Origin of the sequence: Veillonella sp. oral taxon 780 str. F0422 (assembly GCF_000221605.1) — a bacterium.
In the GTDB taxonomy this organism is placed as follows: domain Bacteria; phylum Bacillota; class Negativicutes; order Veillonellales; family Veillonellaceae; genus F0422.
This window is the reverse complement of record NZ_AFUJ01000001.1, coordinates 1-20,170: the sequence shown is the minus strand read 5'-3', so window position 1 is coordinate 20,170 and position 20,170 is coordinate 1. Positions and strand designations below refer to the sequence as shown.

General features: G+C 39.0%; 21 protein-coding genes, 1 other RNA gene, 1 pseudogene and 1 riboswitch. Of the genes and pseudogenes, 22 read left to right on the top strand and 1 reads right to left on the bottom strand.

The window, feature by feature from the left end:
* Window position 1: 1 nt before the first annotated feature.
* The 17 genes and pseudogenes from HMPREF9200_RS00110 (at window position 2) to HMPREF9200_RS00030 (ending at window position 15,134) form a co-directional block, all read left to right on the top strand.
* Entirely contained in the window at window positions 2-424 is a 423-nt protein-coding gene (locus HMPREF9200_RS00110) for a PaaI family thioesterase (RefSeq protein ID WP_009352760.1), read from the top strand.
* A gap of 184 nt (window positions 425-608) precedes the next feature.
* Window positions 609-1,439 carry a tRNA (guanosine(37)-N1)-methyltransferase TrmD gene (gene trmD / locus HMPREF9200_RS00105; RefSeq protein WP_009352763.1) on the top strand — a complete coding sequence of 277 codons (831 nt, stop codon included), beginning with the start codon at window positions 609-611 and terminating at the stop codon, window positions 1,437-1,439.
* A complete protein-coding gene (locus HMPREF9200_RS00100; protein ID WP_009352767.1) occupies window positions 1,440-2,012 on the top strand; it encodes an RNA methyltransferase in 573 nt (190 codons plus the stop codon).
* 9 nt (window positions 2,013-2,021) lie between these two features.
* On the top strand, window positions 2,022-2,753 hold the full coding sequence (locus HMPREF9200_RS00095) for a YebC/PmpR family DNA-binding transcriptional regulator (RefSeq protein WP_009352742.1): 732 nt from the start codon (window positions 2,022-2,024) through the stop codon (window positions 2,751-2,753).
* Window positions 2,754-2,804: 51 nt separating this feature from the next.
* A riboswitch (TPP riboswitch) is annotated at window positions 2,805-2,913 on the top strand.
* A gap of 77 nt (window positions 2,914-2,990) precedes the next feature.
* On the top strand, window positions 2,991-4,295 hold the full coding sequence (gene thiC / locus HMPREF9200_RS00090; RefSeq protein ID WP_009352752.1) for a phosphomethylpyrimidine synthase ThiC: 1,305 nt from the start codon (window positions 2,991-2,993) through the stop codon (window positions 4,293-4,295).
* Between the two features lie 256 nt (window positions 4,296-4,551).
* Window positions 4,552-5,154 carry a hypothetical protein gene (locus HMPREF9200_RS00085; RefSeq protein WP_009352739.1) on the top strand — a complete coding sequence of 201 codons (603 nt, stop codon included), beginning with the start codon at window positions 4,552-4,554 and terminating at the stop codon, window positions 5,152-5,154.
* A 209-nt stretch (window positions 5,155-5,363) separates the two neighbouring features.
* Window positions 5,364-6,088 (top strand): annotated as a pseudogene (gene rpsB, locus HMPREF9200_RS00080) (30S ribosomal protein S2).
* Window positions 6,089-6,209: 121 nt separating this feature from the next.
* Window positions 6,210-6,893: a translation elongation factor Ts gene (gene tsf, locus HMPREF9200_RS00075; protein ID WP_009352758.1), complete on the top strand. Its 684-nt coding sequence runs from the start codon at window positions 6,210-6,212 to the stop codon at window positions 6,891-6,893.
* 76 nt (window positions 6,894-6,969) lie between these two features.
* Window positions 6,970-7,689 carry a UMP kinase gene (gene pyrH, locus HMPREF9200_RS00070; RefSeq protein ID WP_009352746.1) on the top strand — a complete coding sequence of 240 codons (720 nt, stop codon included), beginning with the start codon at window positions 6,970-6,972 and terminating at the stop codon, window positions 7,687-7,689.
* A 12-nt stretch (window positions 7,690-7,701) separates the two neighbouring features.
* Window positions 7,702-8,262: a ribosome recycling factor gene (gene frr, locus HMPREF9200_RS00065; RefSeq protein ID WP_009352764.1), complete on the top strand. Its 561-nt coding sequence runs from the start codon at window positions 7,702-7,704 to the stop codon at window positions 8,260-8,262.
* Entirely contained in the window at window positions 8,262-8,519 is a 258-nt protein-coding gene (locus HMPREF9200_RS00060; RefSeq protein ID WP_009352768.1) for a hypothetical protein, read from the top strand. The genes frr and HMPREF9200_RS00060 overlap by 1 nt, the downstream gene beginning before the upstream one ends.
* On the top strand, window positions 8,491-9,258 hold the full coding sequence (locus tag HMPREF9200_RS00055; RefSeq protein ID WP_009352748.1) for an isoprenyl transferase: 768 nt from the start codon (window positions 8,491-8,493) through the stop codon (window positions 9,256-9,258). The genes HMPREF9200_RS00060 and HMPREF9200_RS00055 overlap by 29 nt, the downstream gene beginning before the upstream one ends.
* Before the next feature lies 1 nt (window position 9,259).
* Window positions 9,260-10,078, top strand: coding sequence for a phosphatidate cytidylyltransferase (locus tag HMPREF9200_RS00050; RefSeq protein WP_009352757.1), 819 nt, complete (start codon window positions 9,260-9,262; stop codon window positions 10,076-10,078).
* A 24-nt stretch (window positions 10,079-10,102) separates the two neighbouring features.
* Window positions 10,103-11,263 carry a 1-deoxy-D-xylulose-5-phosphate reductoisomerase gene (locus tag HMPREF9200_RS00045; RefSeq protein ID WP_009352754.1) on the top strand — a complete coding sequence of 387 codons (1,161 nt, stop codon included), beginning with the start codon at window positions 10,103-10,105 and terminating at the stop codon, window positions 11,261-11,263.
* Entirely contained in the window at window positions 11,257-12,276 is a 1,020-nt protein-coding gene (gene rseP, locus HMPREF9200_RS00040; protein ID WP_009352762.1) for an RIP metalloprotease RseP, read from the top strand. Before HMPREF9200_RS00045 ends, rseP begins: the two co-directional genes overlap by 7 nt.
* A gap of 9 nt (window positions 12,277-12,285) precedes the next feature.
* On the top strand, window positions 12,286-13,362 hold the full coding sequence (gene ispG / locus HMPREF9200_RS00035; RefSeq protein ID WP_009352744.1) for a flavodoxin-dependent (E)-4-hydroxy-3-methylbut-2-enyl-diphosphate synthase: 1,077 nt from the start codon (window positions 12,286-12,288) through the stop codon (window positions 13,360-13,362).
* Between the two features lie 35 nt (window positions 13,363-13,397).
* Entirely contained in the window at window positions 13,398-15,134 is a 1,737-nt protein-coding gene (locus tag HMPREF9200_RS00030) for a proline--tRNA ligase (protein ID WP_009352743.1), read from the top strand.
* 148 nt (window positions 15,135-15,282) lie between these two features.
* Here the strand turns inward: HMPREF9200_RS00030 and ssrA are convergent.
* Window positions 15,283-15,624: a transfer-messenger RNA gene (gene ssrA, locus HMPREF9200_RS08220) on the bottom strand.
* A 128-nt stretch (window positions 15,625-15,752) separates the two neighbouring features.
* On the opposite strand from ssrA, the gene sigH reads away from it, so the two are divergent.
* The 5 genes from sigH to HMPREF9200_RS00005 all read left to right on the top strand — a co-directional run.
* Window positions 15,753-16,397: an RNA polymerase sporulation sigma factor SigH gene (gene sigH, locus HMPREF9200_RS00025; RefSeq protein WP_009352745.1), complete on the top strand. Its 645-nt coding sequence runs from the start codon at window positions 15,753-15,755 to the stop codon at window positions 16,395-16,397.
* 19 nt (window positions 16,398-16,416) lie between these two features.
* Window positions 16,417-16,653 (top strand): preprotein translocase subunit SecG, encoded by a 237-nt coding sequence (secG, locus tag HMPREF9200_RS00020; RefSeq protein ID WP_038144301.1) that lies wholly within the window; start codon window positions 16,417-16,419, stop codon window positions 16,651-16,653.
* A gap of 54 nt (window positions 16,654-16,707) precedes the next feature.
* Window positions 16,708-19,092: a ribonuclease R gene (gene rnr, locus HMPREF9200_RS00015; protein WP_009352749.1), complete on the top strand. Its 2,385-nt coding sequence runs from the start codon at window positions 16,708-16,710 to the stop codon at window positions 19,090-19,092.
* On the top strand, window positions 19,079-19,543 hold the full coding sequence (gene smpB / locus HMPREF9200_RS00010) for an SsrA-binding protein SmpB (protein ID WP_009352740.1): 465 nt from the start codon (window positions 19,079-19,081) through the stop codon (window positions 19,541-19,543). Before rnr ends, smpB begins: the two co-directional genes overlap by 14 nt.
* Before the next feature lie 13 nt (window positions 19,544-19,556).
* A partial coding sequence (locus HMPREF9200_RS00005) for a PHP domain-containing protein (protein WP_009352738.1) occupies window positions 19,557-20,170 on the top strand: 614 nt, incomplete at its 3' end.

The window sequence follows — 20,170 nt, the reverse complement described above, 5'->3', positions numbered from 1 at the left end:
TATGAAGGAAACCTCTTTATTAGAACAATTACAGATAGAGACATTTCACTGTACTGAACAGGCCTTTCAAAGTACTATGAAGCTTTCATCGTTTCATGCGCAACCCTTTGGATTCGTTAACGGTGGCGTGTATTTAGCCTATGGAGAAGTATTAGCAGGCATGGCATCTAATGCTATATTGGCACAAGAATCAACATCGAGCAATAAAAGTGTGGACTTAGATTCGGCTAAACGAAAAGTAGCTGTAGGTCAATCGATAACGGCTAATCATGTAAAACCGAAACGATGTGAAGGATATGTGGTAGCACGTGGTCAATTATTACACAAAGGTGGTCGAAATCATGTATGGACGATTAATATCTTTGATGAAACAGATCGATTGTTATCTCATATGACGGTGACAAATAGTATAATTAACGTGTAAGAAATTATATCTATTAGTCGGAATTTATGTATAACACGATGTTATTATTACAACCATGTTAATTATACAAGAGTACCTATAGATTGGTAGTACATAGTTACACTTTATAAATAAGTAGCATAAGTCTGAATAGAATTAATTTGTTATATAGTATTGTATTGACTAGAAAGGAGGTGCATAGTCCATGAAAATAGATATTATATCGCTATTCCCAGAGTTTTTTGATGCCTTTTTTACACATTCCATCATCAAACGTGCCTTACAGGCAAATCGATTAGAAATGAAAGTGACAAATCCACGAGAATTTTCTCATAGCAAGCATGGTCAAGTGGACGATACTCCTTATGGAGGTGGCGCTGGCATGCTCATGAAAGCACCTCCTCTCTTTGAGGCTGTAGAGCATGTGTTGCAGATTCCCATAGAAGAACATCGTTGTACAAAGGAGAGTCACAAACGCCATGTTGTGTTTATGGGGCCTACAGGGAGACCATTTACACAAGAAAAAGCAAGGGAATTGGCCACCTATGATCAACTTGTCATTGTCTGTGGACACTACGAAGGGGTAGATTATCGAGTGGAAGAACACTTAGTGGATGAAACTATATCTATTGGAGATTATGTGTTAACTGGCGGTGAACTACCAGCCATGGTGGTAGCTGACGCAGTGGCTCGCATGATTCCCGGTGTTTTAGGAGCTACCTCAGGAGCTATAGAAGATTCTTTTTATCATCCAGTACTTGAATGCCCTCAATATACGAAACCCCAAACATACAGAGGTATGATGGTGCCAGATATATTATTAAGTGGTCATCATAAAAATATCGCAGAATGGCGACTCGAAGAGTCATTGAAACGTACTGCTTTACTGAGACATGATTTGTTGCAACGAGAGTTAACTGTAGATGAGCTTAAGGCTCTGAAACGATTATTAGATAGAGTGGATTCTGAAGAGGAACAACAAGTACTTTCAAAACTGATAGAACAGTCTACTTTCACAGAGGAAAAGAGGAAATAAATGGCGAATTTATATATCGGCCTCGTTCATTATCCCATTATGAATAAACATGGTGAGGTGATCACGACGGCCATCACGAACTATGATATCCATGATATTGCCAGAGCATCTACAACCTACGATGTGGAACGGTATTTCATTATTCACAATGTACCGAGCCAACGTGAATTGGCAGAAACCGTGATGAGTCATTGGAAAACGGGATTTGGCAGTACCTACAATCCGGATCGAAAGGATGCGTTCAAACATGTGGAACTTGTCAATTCCATTCGACAAGCCATCGATATGGTGACGGAATTAGAAGGACAGACGCCAATCGTGTGTACTACGGATGCACGGACCTATGATAATACCATTACCTATGCATCGCTCCGTAAATCACTTGAAAGTGAGAGCCGTCCTGTGGTAGTATTATTTGGAACGGGGTATGGTATGACGAAAGAAACAATGGAAGATTTCGATTATATCTTAGAACCCATCTATGGACATGGTGAGTACAATCACCTTTCAGTTCGTAGTGCCGTATCAATTATATTAGACCGCTTGCGAGGCGAAGCGTGGTGGAATAAATAGGAGGACACAATGTCAGGACATTCTAAATGGTCAAATATTAAACATAGAAAAGGTAAAAATGATGCGTTGAAAGCAAAAGTTACTACAAAAATTAGTCGTGAAATCACAGTAGCTGTGAAAGCTGGTGGTACAGATCCAACAGGTAATATGCGCTTGAAATTGGCGTTGCAAAAAGCTCGTGAAAATAACATTCCTAAGGATAATATTCAACGTGCCATCGATAAAGGTGCCGGTGCAGGGGATGCGAACAACTACGAAGAAATTACCTATGAAGGATACGGCCCAGGCGGTGCTGCCATCCTTGTAGAAGTGATGACAGATAACCGTAACCGTGCAGCAGCTGATGTGCGTCATGCCTTCTCCAAACGTGGCGGTAACCTAGGTGAAAGTGGCTCCGTTAACTGGATGTTCAAACGCAAAGGTGTATTCGTGATTCCACAAGAAGGCAATGATGAAGAAACATTGACATTATTGGCTCTTGATGCTGGCGCAGAAGACATTAAAGTAGAAGACGATGTATTCGTTATCTACACATTGCCAGATGATTACGATGCCGTAGAAGCTGCCCTAGCAGAAGCATCCATCGCCACAGATATGGCACAGATCACAATGGTTCCAGATACAAATATGGAATTAACCGGTGATGATGCAGTGAATATGCAACGAGTACTAGACATGCTGGAAGACTTGGACGATGTACAAGATGTGTATCATAATGCCATCATGGATGAGGAAGAATAATTTCCTATAAGATTCCACCATTCCATGATATACTATAAGTAAGTAAATATTTTAGAATTGCAAGGGAGCCTATGTAATAGGCTGAGAAAGGACTTTGAAGTACCTGACCTTTTGACCTGATCGGGATCATGCCCGCGTAGGAAGCACGCTGACATATGTGGGTATCGATGTAATGTCGATACCTTTTTGTGTATAGAGTACCCCAAATAGGCTCCTTTGTAATGAAAGGAGCTTTTTATGTTTTACACACAAATGCAAGCAGCCCAAAAAGGCATTGTTACCGACGCGATGAAAGTGGTAGCAGAAAAAGAAAACATGGATGTTGAAGTATTACGAGACCTAGTAGCAAAAGGACATGTAACGATTCCATGCAACAAGCATCACACGGCTTTACAACCAGAAGGAATCGGACAGAAGTTACGTACAAAAATCAATGTGAACTTAGGGACATCTAAAGATTGCACAGACTACGAAGAAGAGATGAAAAAAGTTCATCATGCAGTAGCATTAGGGGCTGAATCTATTATGGACTTGTCTACACATGGTGATACAAAGGTATTTCGCCGTCTATTGACAAAGGAATGTCCCGTTATGATTGGTACTGTGCCAATCTATGATAGCGTTATCCATCATCAAAAAGATTTAGGAGAATTGACAGCTGAAGACTTTATTTCTACCATACGTTTTCATGCAGAAGATGGTGTAGATTTTGTTACCTTGCATTGTGGTATTACACAACATACAATAGAGCAAATTAAACATCACAAACGGAAATTAAATATTGTTAGTCGTGGTGGTAGTTTAGTCTTTGCTTGGATGTCTATGACAGGTCAAGAAAATCCTTTCTATGAATACTATGATGAAATCTTGGACATTTGTGCAGAATATGACATGACCATTTCTCTTGGCGACGCCTGCCGTCCTGGTTGCTTAGCAGATGCTACAGATATCTGTCAAATTGAAGAACTTGTTCGACTTGGGGAGTTGACAAAACGAGCTCGCGAACGTGGTGTACAAGTGTTAGTGGAAGGTCCTGGTCATGTACCATTGAATCAAGTGCAAGCCAATATGGAAGTGCAACAAACGATCTGCGATGGGGCCCCGTTCTACGTATTAGGTCCATTGGTAACAGATATTGCACCAGGCTATGACCATATTACAGCTGCCATTGGTGGTGCTGTGGCAGCCATGCATGGGGCAGCCTTCCTTTGCTATGTAACACCAGCGGAACACTTAGCGTTACCTGATGAAAACGATGTGAAAGAAGGCATTATGGCTTTCAAAATCGCAGCCCATGCCGCAGATATTGCAAAAGGGATTCCGAATGCACGAGATCGCGATGACCGCATGGCAGAGGCACGCCAAAAACTCGATTGGGAAGCACAATATGCAGTAGCACTAGATCCTGAAAAAGCACGTCGCATCCGTGAAAGTCGTGCCCCAGAAGAAGGACATAAAGAAGCTTGCAGTATGTGCGGAAAATTTTGCGCCGTACGGAGCATCAACAAAGCCTTAGAGGGAGAGAAAATCGATATATTATAAATGAGAAACGAAACAGCCAACTCTTGGGTAGGAGTTGGTTGTTTTGTTATATAGAGAATGTGAATGGATGAATCTAACCGATCAAAATATATTACGGATAAACTACAATCTATACGCTTTATATAGTTATCATTATTTAGAGATAAAAGTAAAAAATACATAGGAAATATCATGTGAAATAGTTGATTAGTCCAGATATTATGATGTATGATAGTAATAACATATATGTATTTTAGTTATTTATGTGAGGTGTGCTATGAGAAAAAGAACAGCAATCGCTCTTGTATTAGCTAGCGTATTTGCAGTGAATACAGGTACTGCTACAGTAGAAGCTAGTTGGTTAAGTAAAACGTTAAAGAAATTAGATAATGCTTTGGGAGTTCCTGATGGTGATACCCAGGTGACAAAACAATCTGATGGAAAGTTACAATTACCTCAAGCAGGAGAACGCTGGATTTTACTTTCCGAAAATAAATACTATAAAACATATGTGGATAGAACAAAAGTGCGTGCTGATGGAGAAGCTCAAAATCGAGTAGTATATGGTGTATTTAAACGTGAATTTACCCCTATTGGATCACAGTGGTTAGGTAGCGAGGGAGACGTTAGTCCAGATGTGGTAACAGTGGAATATTTACCATTAGCATATGGAGTTAATAAAACATTGGATTATTCGAGGAGAGAGTTTTCAATTGACCCATCCTATTATGATATCCATGGGAATTTAATTTGGAAAGGATATGCTGGGCATTTTACTATTTCTAATATAGAAGGTGTATATCTTGGAAACTATGTCCCTAATTCTGAAGAAGAACAAATTAAAGATAAACTCTTCCACTTATTCGGTTGGGATTATTAATAGCACATTGACAGCCGTGTTCTAATAAGTAATTAATAACTACTAGGGGATATAGATATGATGCATGATTTCCCCTTGCTTTCACCCAACAGTTTGTGCTATACTAACTAAGTATGAATACACACGCAACTAGACTATCAGTTCTGTGCGCAATTTCGCGTTTGCTGAGGGATGAGAGTTGCGGAGGTTTTTTAACAGGAGGTGCCAACATGGCAGTAGTATCACTTAAACAATTATTAGAAGCTGGTGTTCACTTTGGACATCAAACAAGAAGATGGAATCCTAAAATGGCTAAATTCATCTTCACTGAACGTAATGGTATTTATATCATTGACCTTCAAAAAACTGTAAAAAAAGTAGAAGAAGCGTATGATTTCTTACGTGAAGTAGCTCAAGAAGGCAAAACAATCCTTTTCGTAGGTACTAAAAAACAAGCTCAAGAAGCTGTAAAAGAAGAAGCTCTTCGTGCTAATATGTACTTCGTTAACGAACGTTGGTTGGGCGGTATGTTGACTAATTTCAAAACTATCGAAGCTCGTATTAAACGCTTAAAACAATTAGAAAAAATGGCTGAAGATGGAACATTCGAAGTTCTTCCTAAAAAAGAAGTAATTCGTCTTCGTCATGAATGGGAAAAATTAGAAAAATATCTTGGCGGTATTAAAGATATGCCAGAAATGCCAGGTGCACTTTTCGTAATTGACCCTAAAAAGAAAAAATCGCTATCGCAGAAGCTAAAAAATTAGGTATTCCTGTAGTAGCTACTGTGGACACTAACTGTGATCCAGACGAAGTTGATTTCCCTATCCCAGCAAATGATGATGCTATTCGTGCAGTTAAATTATTAGCTGGTAAAATGGCTGACGCTATTTTAGAAGGTCGTCAAGGTGAACAAGACGCTTTCGGTACAGAAACTGCTTCCGAAGAAGCTTAAGAATCTGTAAGATTATTTAACAATATATACAGACATAGTCTTAATTGATAAATAAGTAATAACGATGTAAAATTAAGGTAAGGCTAAGGTCTTACCTTAATTATTTATAGGAGGAAAAATCATGGCTCAAATTACAGCAGCTTTAGTAAAAGAATTGCGCGACATGACTGGCGCAGGTATGATGGATGCTAAAAAAGCATTGGTAGAAGTTGATGGCGATATCCAAAAAGCAGTTGACTTTCTTCGTGAAAAAGGCTTAGCAGCGGCAGCTAAAAAAGCTGGTCGTATTGCAGCTGAAGGTGTAGTAGCATCTTACATTCATGGTGGTGGACGTATCGGCGTATTAGTAGAAGTAAACTGTGAAACAGACTTCGTTGCTAAAACTGATGATTTCCAAGCTCTTTGTAAAGATGTAGCAATGCAAATTGCAGCAGCTAACCCAACATACTTAAAACGTGAAGATGTTCCAGCTAATATAATCGAACACGAAAAAGCTGTATTGATGGAACAAGCTAAAGTAGAAGCTGAAGAAGACGTTAAAGCTGGCCGTAAACCAAAACCAGAAGCAGTTCTTGAAAAAATGGTAGCTGGCCGCGTTGAAAAATTCTATAAAGAAAACTGCCTATTAGAACAAGTTTTCATTAAAGACGGTGAAAAAACTGTACAAGCTATGATCAATGAAGCAATCGCTAAAATCGGTGAAAACATTAACGTACGTCGTTATGTTCGCTATGCTTTAGGCGAAGGTATCGAAAAGAAACAAGACGATTTCGTTGCAGAAGTTATGGCTACTGTAGGTAAATAAGTACGGAGATAAGAGAACACCGCAAGTGTTCTCTTATTTTTGAATTATTTGTTAGAAAAGTCATAAGGAGAAGGACATGAGTGAACGTAAATTTAAACGCATCGTATTAAAACTTAGCGGTGAGGCCTTAGCAGGTGATCAAGGATTTGGCATTAACCCACAAGTGGTAGAACCATTGGCACAAGAAATTGCCGCACTTTCCAAAGAAAGTGGTATTGAAATTGCTATCGTTGTAGGTGGTGGAAATATTTGGCGTGGTCTATCCGGTAGTGCTAAAGGTATGGATCGTGCATCTGCTGATTATATGGGTATGATTGCAACAGTGATGAATGCTATTGCATTACAAGATGCTCTTGAAAATGCAGGCGTAGCAACTCGTGTTCAAACAGCGATTGAAATGCAAGAAGTAGCAGAACCATACATTCGTCGTCGTGCTATTCGTCACTTAGAAAAAGGTCGTATTGTTATCTTTGCAGCAGGTACGGGTAATCCATACTTCTCTACAGATACAACAGCTGCTTTGCGTGCTGCTGAAATCGAAGCAGATGCTATTTTAATGGCGAAAAAATTTGCTGATGGCGTATACGATTCCGACCCTAAAACAAATCCAAATGCTGTAAAATTCGATGAATTGACATACATGGATGTAATCAGCAAAGAATTGAAAGTAATGGATGCTACATCAACTACATTATGTAAAGATAATCATATTCCTATCGTTGTATTTAGCATGGATATTCCTGGTAACATCACACGTGCTGCTAAGGGAGAAGCCATCGGTACTATCGTAAAATAAAAGGTGAACACTATGGAAATTAAAGAAATTATTAGCCGCGAAGAAGCGCGCATGGACAAAACAATTGAATCCTTAAAACATGAATTTGCTAATGTACGCACAGGTCGTGCACATACATCTTTATTGGATTCCGTTATGGTAGATTACTATGGTGCACCAACACCCGTTAATCAAGTGGCAAATGTATCTGCTCCAGATCCTCGCATGATTTTAATCGCTCCATGGGATAAAACTATGATTGGTGCTATTGAAAAAGCTATTTTAACATCTGATTTAGGATTAAACCCTAATAATGATGGTGAGGCTATTCGTTTGGCTATCCCTCAATTGACAGAAGAACGCCGTAAAGAATTAGTAAAAGTAGTAAGCAAAAAAGCAGAAGACGCTAAAGTTGCAGTCCGTAACATTCGTCGTGATGCTAATGATGCAATCAAAAAAGAAGAAAAAGCGAAAACAATTACTGAAGATGTGTCAAAAGATGGACAAGAACAAGTTCAAAAATTGACTGACAAAAAAATTAAATTAATTGATGAACTTCGCGATATAAAAGAAAAGGATGTTATGTCTGTCTAATGGAGCATACATCTATTTTGGGATTTCCATGGCAGCTTGCACAGTCTCTTTTGCAGGCTGCCTCTATCCCTTTTACTACAAAAATAGAAAAGAACTATAATCGGTTCTTTTCCATTTCTTCCGAAGAATGTTATGTAGGCCGTGTCATAGTAAAAGAAGGCGCATGGGAGATAGTTCTCTTTCATCCTATGGTAGCCAGTCATGTGGCGCAGTCGAATGAGGTACAATATGCTAAAAAACTTATGGAAGAAAAGTAAACATCAAGAGAGACCGACTATAGATCCAACGAATATTCCAGAACATATTGCCATTATCATGGACGGTAACGGTAGATGGGCAAAGCGTAAAGGCATGCCACGGAGTATGGGTCATCGCGCAGGTGCGGAAGTATTAAAGGATATTGTGAAAGCAGCCCAAGGATTTGGTGTGAGAGCATTGACTGTCTATGGTTTTTCCACTGAAAACTGGAAACGACCAGAAGAAGAAGTCAGCCTGTTAATGGGTCTTATTAAAGAGTATTTACTTTCAAATGTAAAACGTATGCATGCGGAAGGTGTGCGCATTCGTTTTGTGGGAGATATAACCAAGTTATCTGAAGAGTTACAAGGAATCATCAAAGAATCTGAGAAATTAACACAAGATAATAAGGGAATCACACTGCAATTAGCAATCAACTATGGGGGACGTGACGAACTTACAAGAGCTACAAAACAGATTGTCCAAGATGTTGCAAAGGGCGTTATCAATGAGGAAGATATTTCAGAAACATTGATTTCTTCCTACTTAGATACAAAAGAATTTGACCGTGTGGATTTACTGATTCGACCAAGTAATGATGCACGAATTAGTAATTTCTTGTTATGGCAAATTGCTTATGCAGAGTTCTGGTTTACCCCTTTACATTGGCCAGATTTTACGCCACAAGTGTTGGAAGAAGCCATCTTGGCATACCAACAACGTGAGCGTAGATTTGGTGGTTTAAAAGAGGAGAAATAATATGTTAAAAACCCGTCTCATCACAGCTTTGATTGGCGTTGTCTTGCTGGCGGTTGCCATCACCTATGGGGGCCTATTTTTTAATCTTGTGATGTCCGTGTTAGCTGTCATCGGTTGGGTAGAATGTGTTAGCTTATTTCGTCATATGAAACGGCGTCTATTACCACAGTGGGGTCTGCTTTATATAGCCCTTGTATGCGGTTCCTTGGTGTTTGGTAGCTACCCATTAGCTTTATTCTTAGGAATTTTGGTGATGTTAGCTATGGTCATTGAATACACCTTCTGCAACGGGAAAAGAACTCTTTCAACAGTGCAATCTACTATTAGTAGTTTATTGTATGTTACCAGTGGCTTTATTGCATTGATGGTGTTGCGTGATAATAGAATCTATGAAAATACCAGCTATTATGCAGGACAAGAAGGATTCGGTACGGCTGTTATTTGGCTTCTGTTGATAGCTATTTGGGCTAGTGATACATTTGCTTATTTTGTAGGCCGTTCTTTTGGAAAACGAAAAATTGTACCAACTATTAGTCCTAATAAAACGTTGGAAGGTTTTATTGGAGGTTTCATCGGCTGTATTTTAACAGGGTGGATTGGATCTCTTTCCTTAGGATTACCGCTGAATTTTGGTGTTGGCATAGGTATCATTGTTGGGATATTGGCACCGCTAGGAGATTTATTTGAATCAAAATTAAAACGTGAGGCAAATAAAAAAGATTCTGGTACATTATTACCTGGTCACGGTGGCGTATTAGATCGTTTTGATAGTCTATTGTTTGCTGCACCATTAGTATTGGCATACATTCTTATGCTGTAATGATTTAATTGTAGGGAGACCTTTATGAAAGCTATAAGTATCTTAGGCTCCACGGGGTCTATAGGAACACAAACTTTAGATGTGATTCGTCAACATCCAGATCAATTCCAAGCAGTAGCGTTAGTAACACATGGAAATATTGATTTACTAGAGCAACAAATTGCCGAATTTAAGCCAATTATGGCTGGTGTTGTAGATGAAAAGGCATATATACAATTAAGAGAACGCTATGATGGACCCACAGAAATTATTGGTGGTAAAGAAGCCTTATCTGTAGCGGCAACTTTGCCAGAAGCTATGATGGTAGTCACTGCCGTAGTTGGTGCTGCAGGCATTGAACCTACCATGGCTGCGATTCGTGCACGAAAAACGATTGGCCTTGCTAATAAAGAAACTTTAGTGGCTTGTGGATCTTTAATTACAAAAGCTGCCCAAGACAATGGTGTTTCAATTTTACCAATTGATAGTGAACATAGTGCTATCTTTCAATGTTTGGAAGGGCAAGATAGAAGTAATGTAGAAAAATTAATCATCACAGCTTCAGGTGGTGCCTTACGTCACTGGAAGTCAGACGATTTATATGGGGCAACAGTAAAAGATTGTTTAGCGCACCCAACATGGAATATGGGAAATAAAATTACTATTGATTCCGCTACTTTATTTAATAAAGGCCTAGAGGTTATTGAAGCCCATTGGCTTTTTGACTTTGATTACAATCATATTGATGTAGTGGTACATCCACAAAGTATTGTACACTCTATGATTCAAATGAAAGATGGAGCTATTTTGGCACAATTAGGGAATCCAGATATGCGTGAGCCTATCCAATATGCGATGACCTATCCAAAACGATATCCATTACAAATGGAACATTTAGATTTTACTAAGGGTTTAGATCTTCAGTTTATGGCACCTAGGTGGGATGATTTTCCTGCCTTACGGCTCGCTTTCACAGTGGGAAAAGAAGGTGGTTATGCACCTGCTGTATTCAATGCAGCCAATGAAATGGCGGTGTATGCCTTACTGAATGAACGAATTACCTATGGACATATATATGAAGTAGTTTCAACCGTTATTGAACGCATGAACAATGGTGTACCTACATCTATTGATGATGTACTGGCCATGGATGCGTGGGCTAGACAAGAAGCTACTAAAGAAATACAAAGGAGAAGTGCATGTTAATTACAATTTTAGGAGCTGTCTTTGTATTCGGTGTGATTGTTATGATTCACGAATTAGGACATTTTCTAACGGCGAAAGCCTGCGGCATGCGTGTTGATGAATTTGCTATCGGCATTGGTCCTAATGTTATACAAAAACAAAAAGGAGAAACACTTTACTCTTTACGTCTTTTGCCATTAGGTGGATTCAACAAAATTGCTGGTATGGATCCTTCTGAAGATGCAGGTGACCGTGGGTTCAACAGCAAACCTGTATGGCAACGATTTATCGTGATCGCTGCAGGTGCTACATTTAATTTTTTGTTGGCTATTGTGATATACTTTTTTGTATTCGCCTTTCATGGCACCACAATTCCATCTCATGAACCAATTATCGGAGATACCTTAGCAGGAAATCCAGCAGCTACAGCTGGTATCCAAAAAGGAGATAAAATTGTATCCATCAATGGTCAACCCATTACAGAATGGAAAGATATTACAGAGTCTCTGAAAGGTCATAGTAATCATGTAGTATCTGTTACATTAGATAGAAATGGTGAGAGTATATCTACCACTGTCATTCCTCGTGAATCTGGTGATAGAGCCGTTATCGGAATCAATCCAGTATTAGAAGTAAAAGAGTACGGTATTGGTGAATCTGCAGTGCAAGCATTAATACACACTGGATCTACTCTTGCTGATATGGTACAAGGTTTATGGAATATTGTAACAGGGCACAGTAAAGGCGATGTAGCTGGACCTATCGGTGTAGCACAAATGGCGGGGCAAGTAGCACAACATGGTTTTATCAGTTTGCTGTTATTCACTGCCTTATTGAGTTTAAATCTTGGCGTAATCAATTTATTGCCAATTCCTGTACTAGATGGTGGACATTTGGTGTTGTTGATTCTGGAAGGTATTACGGGTCGTAAACTGCCAGAAAAGGCATTGCAATACATTCAAATGACTGGAGTAGGCCTATTATTGTTAGTATTTGTATATTCTACATTCCAAGATATTCTAAGACTATTTTAGAGGTATACTATGATAGAACGTAAACCGACAAAGGGTATTCAAGTGGGTACCGTCCATATTGGGAATCACGCACCTGTCAGCATCCAATCAATGATTACTACAAATCCTGTAAAAGTTGAGCAATCTATTGAAGAAATTAATCGCTTGGCTACCGCTGGTTGTGAACTAGTTCGTTTAGCTGTTCCTGATATGGCAGCCGCAAAAGCCATCAAAGATATTAAAGAACGTGCCATGATTCCATTAATTGCGGATATTCATTTTGACTATCGCTTAGCACTACAAGCTATTGATAGTGGGATCGATGGGCTTCGCATTAATCCAGGAAATATCGGTAGTATCGATAATGTGGTAAAAGTTGTGGAAAAAGCTAAGCCGAAGTTGATTCCTATTCGTATAGGTGTCAATGCTGGATCCTTACCACAACATGTATTAGACGCTCATGGTGGACACCCTACCGCTGATGGTATGGTGGAAACCGCTTTAGAACATATTCGTATCTTAGAATCTTTAGAATATGATCAAATGAAAGTTTCTATTAAAGCTACAGATGTACCTTTGATGATTGAAGCTTACCGCAAATTATCCAGCAAAATACCATATCCATTGCATTTAGGTGTAACAGAAGCTGGCACTATCAAACAAGGAACGATTAAATCTTCTATCGGTATTGGAACACTCTTAGCAGATGGTATCGGTGATACCATTCGTGTGTCCTTAACGGGCGATCCAATCCATGAGGTAGAGGTAGCAAAAACTATTTTAAGTTCTTTGGAACTTCGTACCTTTGGAGCGACCATGATTTCTTGTCCTACCTGTGGCAGATGTCAAGTCAATTTATTCAATATGGCAGACATTGTTGAAGAACGTTTGAAGGCTATAAAAGCCCCAATCCGTGTAGCTGTTATGGGATGTGTAGTAAATGGACCTGGAGAAGCACGAGAAGCTGATTTTGGTATTGCAGGAGGTAAAGGACAAGGTATTATTTTCCGTAAAGGAAAAGTATTAAAAACTGTACCAGAACAAGAGTTGGTAGATACCTTATTTGCTGAAATCGATCAATATCTTTTAACGTTAGAAGATAATTAAGAGTATGAATCATATAGAATATAAAGGAGTATGTTATGTTAGCAAGTCGCTTATATGCACCGACATTACGTGAAATGCCTTCCGATGCTGATGTAATCAGCCAACAGTTAATGTTGCGTGCAGGTTTTATTCGTAAAGTAGCAGGTGGATTATATACTTATTTACCATTGGCTTGGCGCAGTATTCATAAAATTAATGAAATCATTCGTGAAGAAATGGAAGCTATCAATAGCCAAGAAATCATGATGCCAATCTTACAACCTAGTGAACTATGGGAAGAATCTGGTCGTTGGGCTGCGTATGGCGCAGAAATGATGCGCATTTCTGATCGTCATGGCCGTGAATATTGCTTAGGACCAACTCATGAAGAAATGGTAACTAATCTAGTTCGAGGAGAAGTCAATTCCTATCGTCAATTACCTTTAAGTTTATATCAAATTCAAAATAAATATCGCGATGAACGTCGTCCACGCTATGGATTGATGCGTAGCCGTGAGTTTATCATGAAAGATGCCTATTCCTTTGACATCGATGAAGAAGGTATGAGCAAGTCTTTTTGGGATATGTATGAGGCATATAGTAAAATTTTCAAACGTTGTGGCTTAACATGTAAACCAGTAGAAGCAGATAATGGTGCTATTGGTGGTTCCGGTAGCTTTGAGTTCATGGCTTTGGCGGAATCCGGCGAAGCAGATGTTATCCACTGCACAAAATGTGATTATGCTGCAAATATTGAAATTGGCCAACCAAAAGCATTGGAAGTGGATACAGAAGAATCTAAAGCATTGGAAACAGTATCTACACCAGATGCTAAGTCAATTCAAGCGGTAGCCGATATGTTACAATTGCCATTGGAAAAAACAATTAAAGCAGTAGTCTACAACATTGAAGGTAAAGTTATTCTTGCCATTGTTCGTGGTGACCATGAAGTGAATGAAATCGCTGTACAACGAGCTGTAGAAGGTGGCATTGAGCCAGAAATGGCAACCCCAGAAGACTTAGCACGTGTAGGATTAACAGCTGGATTCATTAGCCCAGTGGGACTTTCACAATCAGAAGAGTTTGCCATTGTAGTGGATGAAACAGTGATGAACTTACATAATGTATGTGGTGGTGCTAATACAGCAGATGCGCATTATATCAATGTCAATCCTAACCGAGATTTCAATGTAGATGATATCATTGTGGCACCAATTCGTTTGATTACTCTCGATGATCCATGCCCTAAATGCGGTGGTCAACTTCGCATCGATAAAGGTATCGAAGTAGGTCAAGTATTTAAATTGGGTACGAAGTACTCTGAATCTATGAATGCCACAGTATTGAACCAAGGTGGCCGTCCAACTCCATTCCAAATGGGTTGCTATGGTATCGGTGTAGGACGTACATTGGCAGCTGCTATTGAACAAAGTTATGATGAAAATGGTATCATTTGGCCAGTAGCGATCGCTCCATTCGAGGTTGTTATCGTTCCAATTAATGCGAAAGATGATGCTTTGATGGAAGTGAGCGAACGCTTGTATAAAGAGATGAAACAAGCTGGTGTTGATGTACTATTGGATGATCGTAAGGACCGTGCAGGTGTTAAATTTAAAGATGCAGATTTGATTGGCTATCCTGTACGCATCACGGTAAGTAAAAATACTATCGAATCTGGCGAAGTAGAATTACGTATTCGTAAAGATGGTTCTACAAGCACTCTTAAAATTGATGAGGTAAGTACCTCTGTACAAGGATTACTTCGTCTGTTGAAAGATGGATATAGCATTTAATTGCACACATTGAACTGCATAGAATAAGAGAGAACGACTCATCGAGGATAACTTGATGAGTCGTTTTAATTACAAAAAACCGCTTATTCATCGCATTCGCGAACACCTGCGAACACTTATGAATAAGCGGTTATCTTGTTTTGTATTGTGGTGGAGACGAGGGGAGTCGAACCCCTGTCCAAACATGTTGCCCCCTAGACCTCTCCGAGCGCAGTTGATGTTTTTAACTTCGAATAGTGTTTGGACATCAACAACCTAAGCTATTCTAGCTCATGAGATTTAACTAGCTCTAATTGAGCGGATAGAACTAGCTAGCCCGTAGTTTGACGCCACATCCCTCTCCACGGGCGAGAGAAGGTGTGACGTAGCTTATGCAGCTAATGCAAAATTTTCTTCTGCGTTTAATTTAAGTTTCACTGTTTTATGGTCAAGTGAGACACCAGCTCGCTTTCTAAGATACATCCATACCTGTCGAAACCTTTACGTCCCCATACATAATTATTGTCTTATAATTATATAGATATATCTTGTGAAAGTCAAATGTAATATGTACTTTTTTTTAAAGATAGTGTATACTATTAAATATCATTCCTAGTACAGAGTCACAGGAGGAATCCTATGTCATATGAAACAGAAACAGTAGCTGAGTTTGATAGGTTTTCATCATTATCTGATGAAGAGATTGTTGATATCTATCAACGTGAAAACAATCATTTTGCTACTGATTATATTGTTCAACGATATAAAAATTTTGTACGCTCTAAAGCTAGGTCCTATTTTTTAATGGGTGCTGATAAAGAAGATATTATTCAAGAAGGTATGATTGGTTTGTATAAAGCAACGAGAGACTATAATCGAGACCGTGAGGTCAGTTTTAAATCATTTGCTGAATTATGTATTACAAGACAAATCATTTCTGCTATCAAAGGGGCTAGTCGTCAAAAGCACATTCCTTTGAATTCCTATATCTCTTTAAATAAACCAGCCTATGATGATTCAGAGCGAACTTTAATAGAAGTACTGGAAACAGAAAAAAATTTAGACCCAGAGGAAGTAGTTATTAATAGAGAGCAATACGCTCTTATTAAAGAAGTGATGGAGGCTGTTCTGAGCCCTCTAGAATGGGATGTATTACGTGGATATATGGATGCCAAATCCTACCAAGAAATGGCAGAAGAACATCATCGTTCTATAAAATCTATTGATAATGCATTGCAACGAGTAAAGAAAAAAATGGAAGTTTACTTCGGGCATAACCGTTAATACAGAAAGGAAGAGATTCATGAGAGATTTTCTAATGGTTGTTGAAATTATTATTTCTATTCTTTTAATTGTGGTAGTAGTAGCACAGACCGGTAAAAGTGCAGGTATGGGTGGTGCTGTTTCTGGCGCAGCTGATTCCGTATTCGGTGGGAAAGAACGTGGTGTAGATGGATTCTTATCACGGTGTACAGTTGTGTTAGCGACACTATTCATTTTGGTTAGCTTAGCATTAGATTTAGTGTTAAGTTCTTATTAATACACAAAAAACCCTACCCTATGGTAGGTTTTTTTATAGATATATTGAGGTACTATGAGAGACGAAATCTTACAATTTTTTAGAGATATATGGCCTGAATCTTATCATATAGAAGATGTTCCTTTCATCTTGGGCTATAAAGATGAGGAAATTAAAGCATATTTTTCTGTTTTACATGATTTAGAAACTGCAGGCTCTATTTGCATTAAAGATGGTGAATATGCAACCTATCAAAAAACAGAAAATAGGAAATTACTAGGTATCTATAAAGCTAGTAAAAAAGGGGTTGGATTTGTTATACCTACAGAGGGACACTTACCAGATGTATTCATTCCCAATGGATGCTCAGGCACAGCCATGCATGATGATGAAGTAGAATATATAATCAAACGGAAAGGAACTAGTGAGAGAAAAGCTGAAGGTATTATCCATCGTATTGTGACTCGAAATACGAATCGTGTAGTAGGTGTTTTTGAGCGTCTAAAAACAAGTGGATTTGTTACACCTCATAATGAACGATTAGGTGAGGATATTTATATTCCTTTAGAAGCTACTTTAGATGCTAGAAGTGGTGCTACTGTAGTGGTAGAATTAACTGCTTGGCCAGAAGAAAATCGTAAAGCAGAAGGAAAAATTGTAGAAATTGTAGGGGATAGTTCTACCCCAGATTTAGATGTCTTGTCAGTGATGGCTACCTTTAATTTGCCAAAAGAGTTTCCAAAAGATGTGCAAGTAGAGGCCCGGAAGATTTCTTTCACAGTTACTGATGATACAGACCGCTTAGATTTGCGCCACCAAGAAATGATCACCATCGATGGAGAAGATGCGAAGGATTTAGATGATGCTGTGCATGCGAAATTATTGGACAATGGCAACATTGAATTAGGGGTTCATATTGCAGACGTTAGCCATTACGTGCCAGCTGGATCAATCATTGACCAAGAGGCATACCGCCGTGGCACCAGTGTGTATTTGGTGGATCGTGTGATCCCTATGTTACCAGTGGAACTATCAAACGGTATTTGTTCCTTACAAGCCAAGGAAGATCGCTATGCCATGTCCTGTATTATGGAAGTAAGTCCTCAAGGTAAAGTGTTGCGCTATTCCATAAAGCCATCCATTATTCATATCACTCGTCGTTGTAGCTATAAGGAAATCTACTTAGCTTTAGAAGAAAACATCATTCCTGATGATTTGGCACCACTCATGGCAATGGTGCGGACCCTAGAAACATTGGCATACCAATTAATGAAAATGCGTCAACAAGCAGGAGCCATAAGTTTTGAATTCCCAGAATATAAGGTTCTTTTAGATACTACAGGCATACCGCAACGAATCGTACGAAAAGATAGAACCATTGCAGAAAAATTAATCGAACAATGTATGTTATTAGCCAATGAAACGGTAGCTACATTTCTTAGTGAACGGTTAGATACTTCTGTGTATCGTATTCATGAAGAACCAAAAGATACGAAGTTAGAACAACTTATTACGGTATTACACCATGCAGGATATCCTGTAAAACTGCCGCCTAAGGTTGAGCCTAAGCATATTGAAGAGTTATTACAATCTGTGGCTGATACCGAGATTGAACCTGTGGTACAAATCATGGTCCTTCGTTCTATGCAACAAGCAAAATACAGCTCGGAGAATATGGGACACTTTGGTCTGGCCTCTTCTACGTACACCCATTTTACATCACCTATCCGTCGCTATCCAGATTTGATGATTCATCGACTATTGCGCTATGTCCTAGAAGGCAAACCAAAACGACTCGCGCCGATTGCTGATGAGTCCTATTTAACACATAGTGCCAGTCATTGCTCAGAGCGTGAACAAATTGCTACAGAAGCAGAACGAGAAACTTTGGATATGAAAAAGGTTCAGTATATGGCGCAATATGTTGGTGAAAGTTTCGAGGGACATGTAAGTTCAATTACTGCCTTTGGTTTATTTATTGAACTTAATAATGGGGTAGATGGTTTAGTACCGTATAATTTAATGGATGATGACCATTATGTCTTTGACGAGCCACATTATATGGCCTATGGTAGACGAAGTGGCAAGGAATATCACTTAGGTACACCGGTGACAGTAACATTGATTAAAGCTGATACAGAGCTTCGCCAAATCGATTTTGTCATTGGTGAAGTGGAATACATCGATAGATACTTACGGCGAGGACAAGGTCGTGAAGAGTCACTTTCAAAACCGAAACGGGGAAATAGAAAATCCTATAAGAAGCAAAGAGAAGAGAAACGAAAAAGTCGAGATAGACAAACTCATGATATAATAGAAACGACAGGTACCACGAAAGCGGTAGAGCGAATGCTACGCAAGTTGGATACAAAAAAGAAAACAGCATTTTATGAAACGATACACAAAAAAAGTAATCATAAAAAGGAAAGAAACAGAGGAAACGGTAATGGCGAAAGATAACAATGCATTAATTGTAGATAATCGCAAAGCTAGGCATGACTTTCACATTCATGAAACCTATGAAGCAGGGATTGCCCTTACGGGAACGGAAGTGAAATCCATTCGAGCTGGTCGCATCAATTTAAAAGATAGTTTTTGCCGCATTGAACATGGTGAACTTTTCTTATACCAAGTACATATCAGTAAATACGAGCAAGGCAATCAATTTAATCATGAGCCAGAACGGACACGTAAATTGCTTATGCATAAACGGGAGATTCATAAATTATTAGGGCAAGTAAAAGAAAAAGGTTACTCTTTGATTCCCTTGAACTTTCACTATAGTCATGGATATGTTAAAGTCACTATTGGCCTTGTAACAGGTAAGAAAAATTATGATAAACGACAAGATATGGCGGAACGTGATGCAAAACGAGATATTCAGCGCCGTATGAAAGAACAAAATCGTTAAGAAAGGAAAGTCTATGTTAGTCGATTTCCACATGCATACGAATGTATCAGATGGTACATATATGCCAAGAGATTTGGTGGCATTAGCAAAGGAAAAGCGTTTACAAGCTATTTCTATTACAGATCATGATGAAGTAGGAGCCTATGCGCAATTGACGACAAATGATAGAACAGGGATTCAAATCTTTCATGGTTGCGAGTTTAGTACCTATTACCATGAAAAAGAAGTTCATGTGTTGGGATATCAGTTTTCCTTAGAGCATCCAGAACTACAGGATTATATTTCTCATTTTAAAGAAGTGCGACGCTCTAGAATTCATAAAATGGTAGATAAATGTGCGGACGCAGGCTATGATATTTCCTACGAGGAATTAGTAAATACATTCACTGATGCAGTGTCCTTTGGACGCCCTCATATTGCGCAATTACTTATTGCTCATGGGTATGTGGAAACCGTAGGAGAAGCCTTTGATACGATGTTAAACCCAAAAGGTCCTTGCTTTGTACCAAAAGAAAAGTATGAGCCTCAACAAGCCATTGATTTGATTCATCGTGCTGGTGGTATAGCTGTACTTGCACACCCGAAACTAGTGGAGAATGATACCTATGTGAATGAGTTACTAGACCT

Excerpts from the sequence above, each read along its gene's own strand:
- tsf (WP_009352758.1), top strand. The coding sequence starts at position 6,210 with ATGGCTCAAATTACAGCAGCTTTAGTAAAAGAATTGCGCGACATGACT.
- pyrH (WP_009352746.1), top strand. The coding sequence starts at position 6,970 with ATGAGTGAACGTAAATTTAAACGCATCGTATTAAAACTTAGCGGTGAG.
- rseP (WP_009352762.1), top strand. The coding sequence starts at position 11,257 with ATGTTAATTACAATTTTAGGAGCTGTCTTTGTATTCGGTGTGATTGTT.
- smpB (WP_009352740.1), top strand. The coding sequence starts at position 19,079 with ATGGCGAAAGATAACAATGCATTAATTGTAGATAATCGCAAAGCTAGG.
- HMPREF9200_RS00050 (WP_009352757.1), top strand. The coding sequence starts at position 9,260 with ATGTTAAAAACCCGTCTCATCACAGCTTTGATTGGCGTTGTCTTGCTG.
- rnr (WP_009352749.1), top strand. The coding sequence starts at position 16,708 with ATGAGAGACGAAATCTTACAATTTTTTAGAGATATATGGCCTGAATCT.
- HMPREF9200_RS00095 (WP_009352742.1), top strand. The coding sequence starts at position 2,022 with ATGTCAGGACATTCTAAATGGTCAAATATTAAACATAGAAAAGGTAAA.
- HMPREF9200_RS00060 (WP_009352768.1), top strand. The coding sequence starts at position 8,262 with ATGGAGCATACATCTATTTTGGGATTTCCATGGCAGCTTGCACAGTCT.
- frr (WP_009352764.1), top strand. The coding sequence starts at position 7,702 with ATGGAAATTAAAGAAATTATTAGCCGCGAAGAAGCGCGCATGGACAAA.
- ispG (WP_009352744.1), top strand. The coding sequence starts at position 12,286 with ATGATAGAACGTAAACCGACAAAGGGTATTCAAGTGGGTACCGTCCAT.
- HMPREF9200_RS00045 (WP_009352754.1), top strand. The coding sequence starts at position 10,103 with ATGAAAGCTATAAGTATCTTAGGCTCCACGGGGTCTATAGGAACACAA.
- HMPREF9200_RS00100 (WP_009352767.1), top strand. The coding sequence starts at position 1,440 with ATGGCGAATTTATATATCGGCCTCGTTCATTATCCCATTATGAATAAA.
- secG (WP_038144301.1), top strand. The coding sequence starts at position 16,417 with ATGAGAGATTTTCTAATGGTTGTTGAAATTATTATTTCTATTCTTTTA.
- sigH (WP_009352745.1), top strand. The coding sequence starts at position 15,753 with ATGTCATATGAAACAGAAACAGTAGCTGAGTTTGATAGGTTTTCATCA.
- HMPREF9200_RS00055 (WP_009352748.1), top strand. The coding sequence starts at position 8,491 with ATGCTAAAAAACTTATGGAAGAAAAGTAAACATCAAGAGAGACCGACT.
- HMPREF9200_RS00110 (WP_009352760.1), top strand. The coding sequence starts at position 2 with ATGAAGGAAACCTCTTTATTAGAACAATTACAGATAGAGACATTTCAC.
- HMPREF9200_RS00030 (WP_009352743.1), top strand. The coding sequence starts at position 13,398 with ATGTTAGCAAGTCGCTTATATGCACCGACATTACGTGAAATGCCTTCC.
- thiC (WP_009352752.1), top strand. The coding sequence starts at position 2,991 with ATGTTTTACACACAAATGCAAGCAGCCCAAAAAGGCATTGTTACCGAC.
- trmD (WP_009352763.1), top strand. The coding sequence starts at position 609 with ATGAAAATAGATATTATATCGCTATTCCCAGAGTTTTTTGATGCCTTT.
- HMPREF9200_RS00085 (WP_009352739.1), top strand. The coding sequence starts at position 4,552 with ATGAGAAAAAGAACAGCAATCGCTCTTGTATTAGCTAGCGTATTTGCA.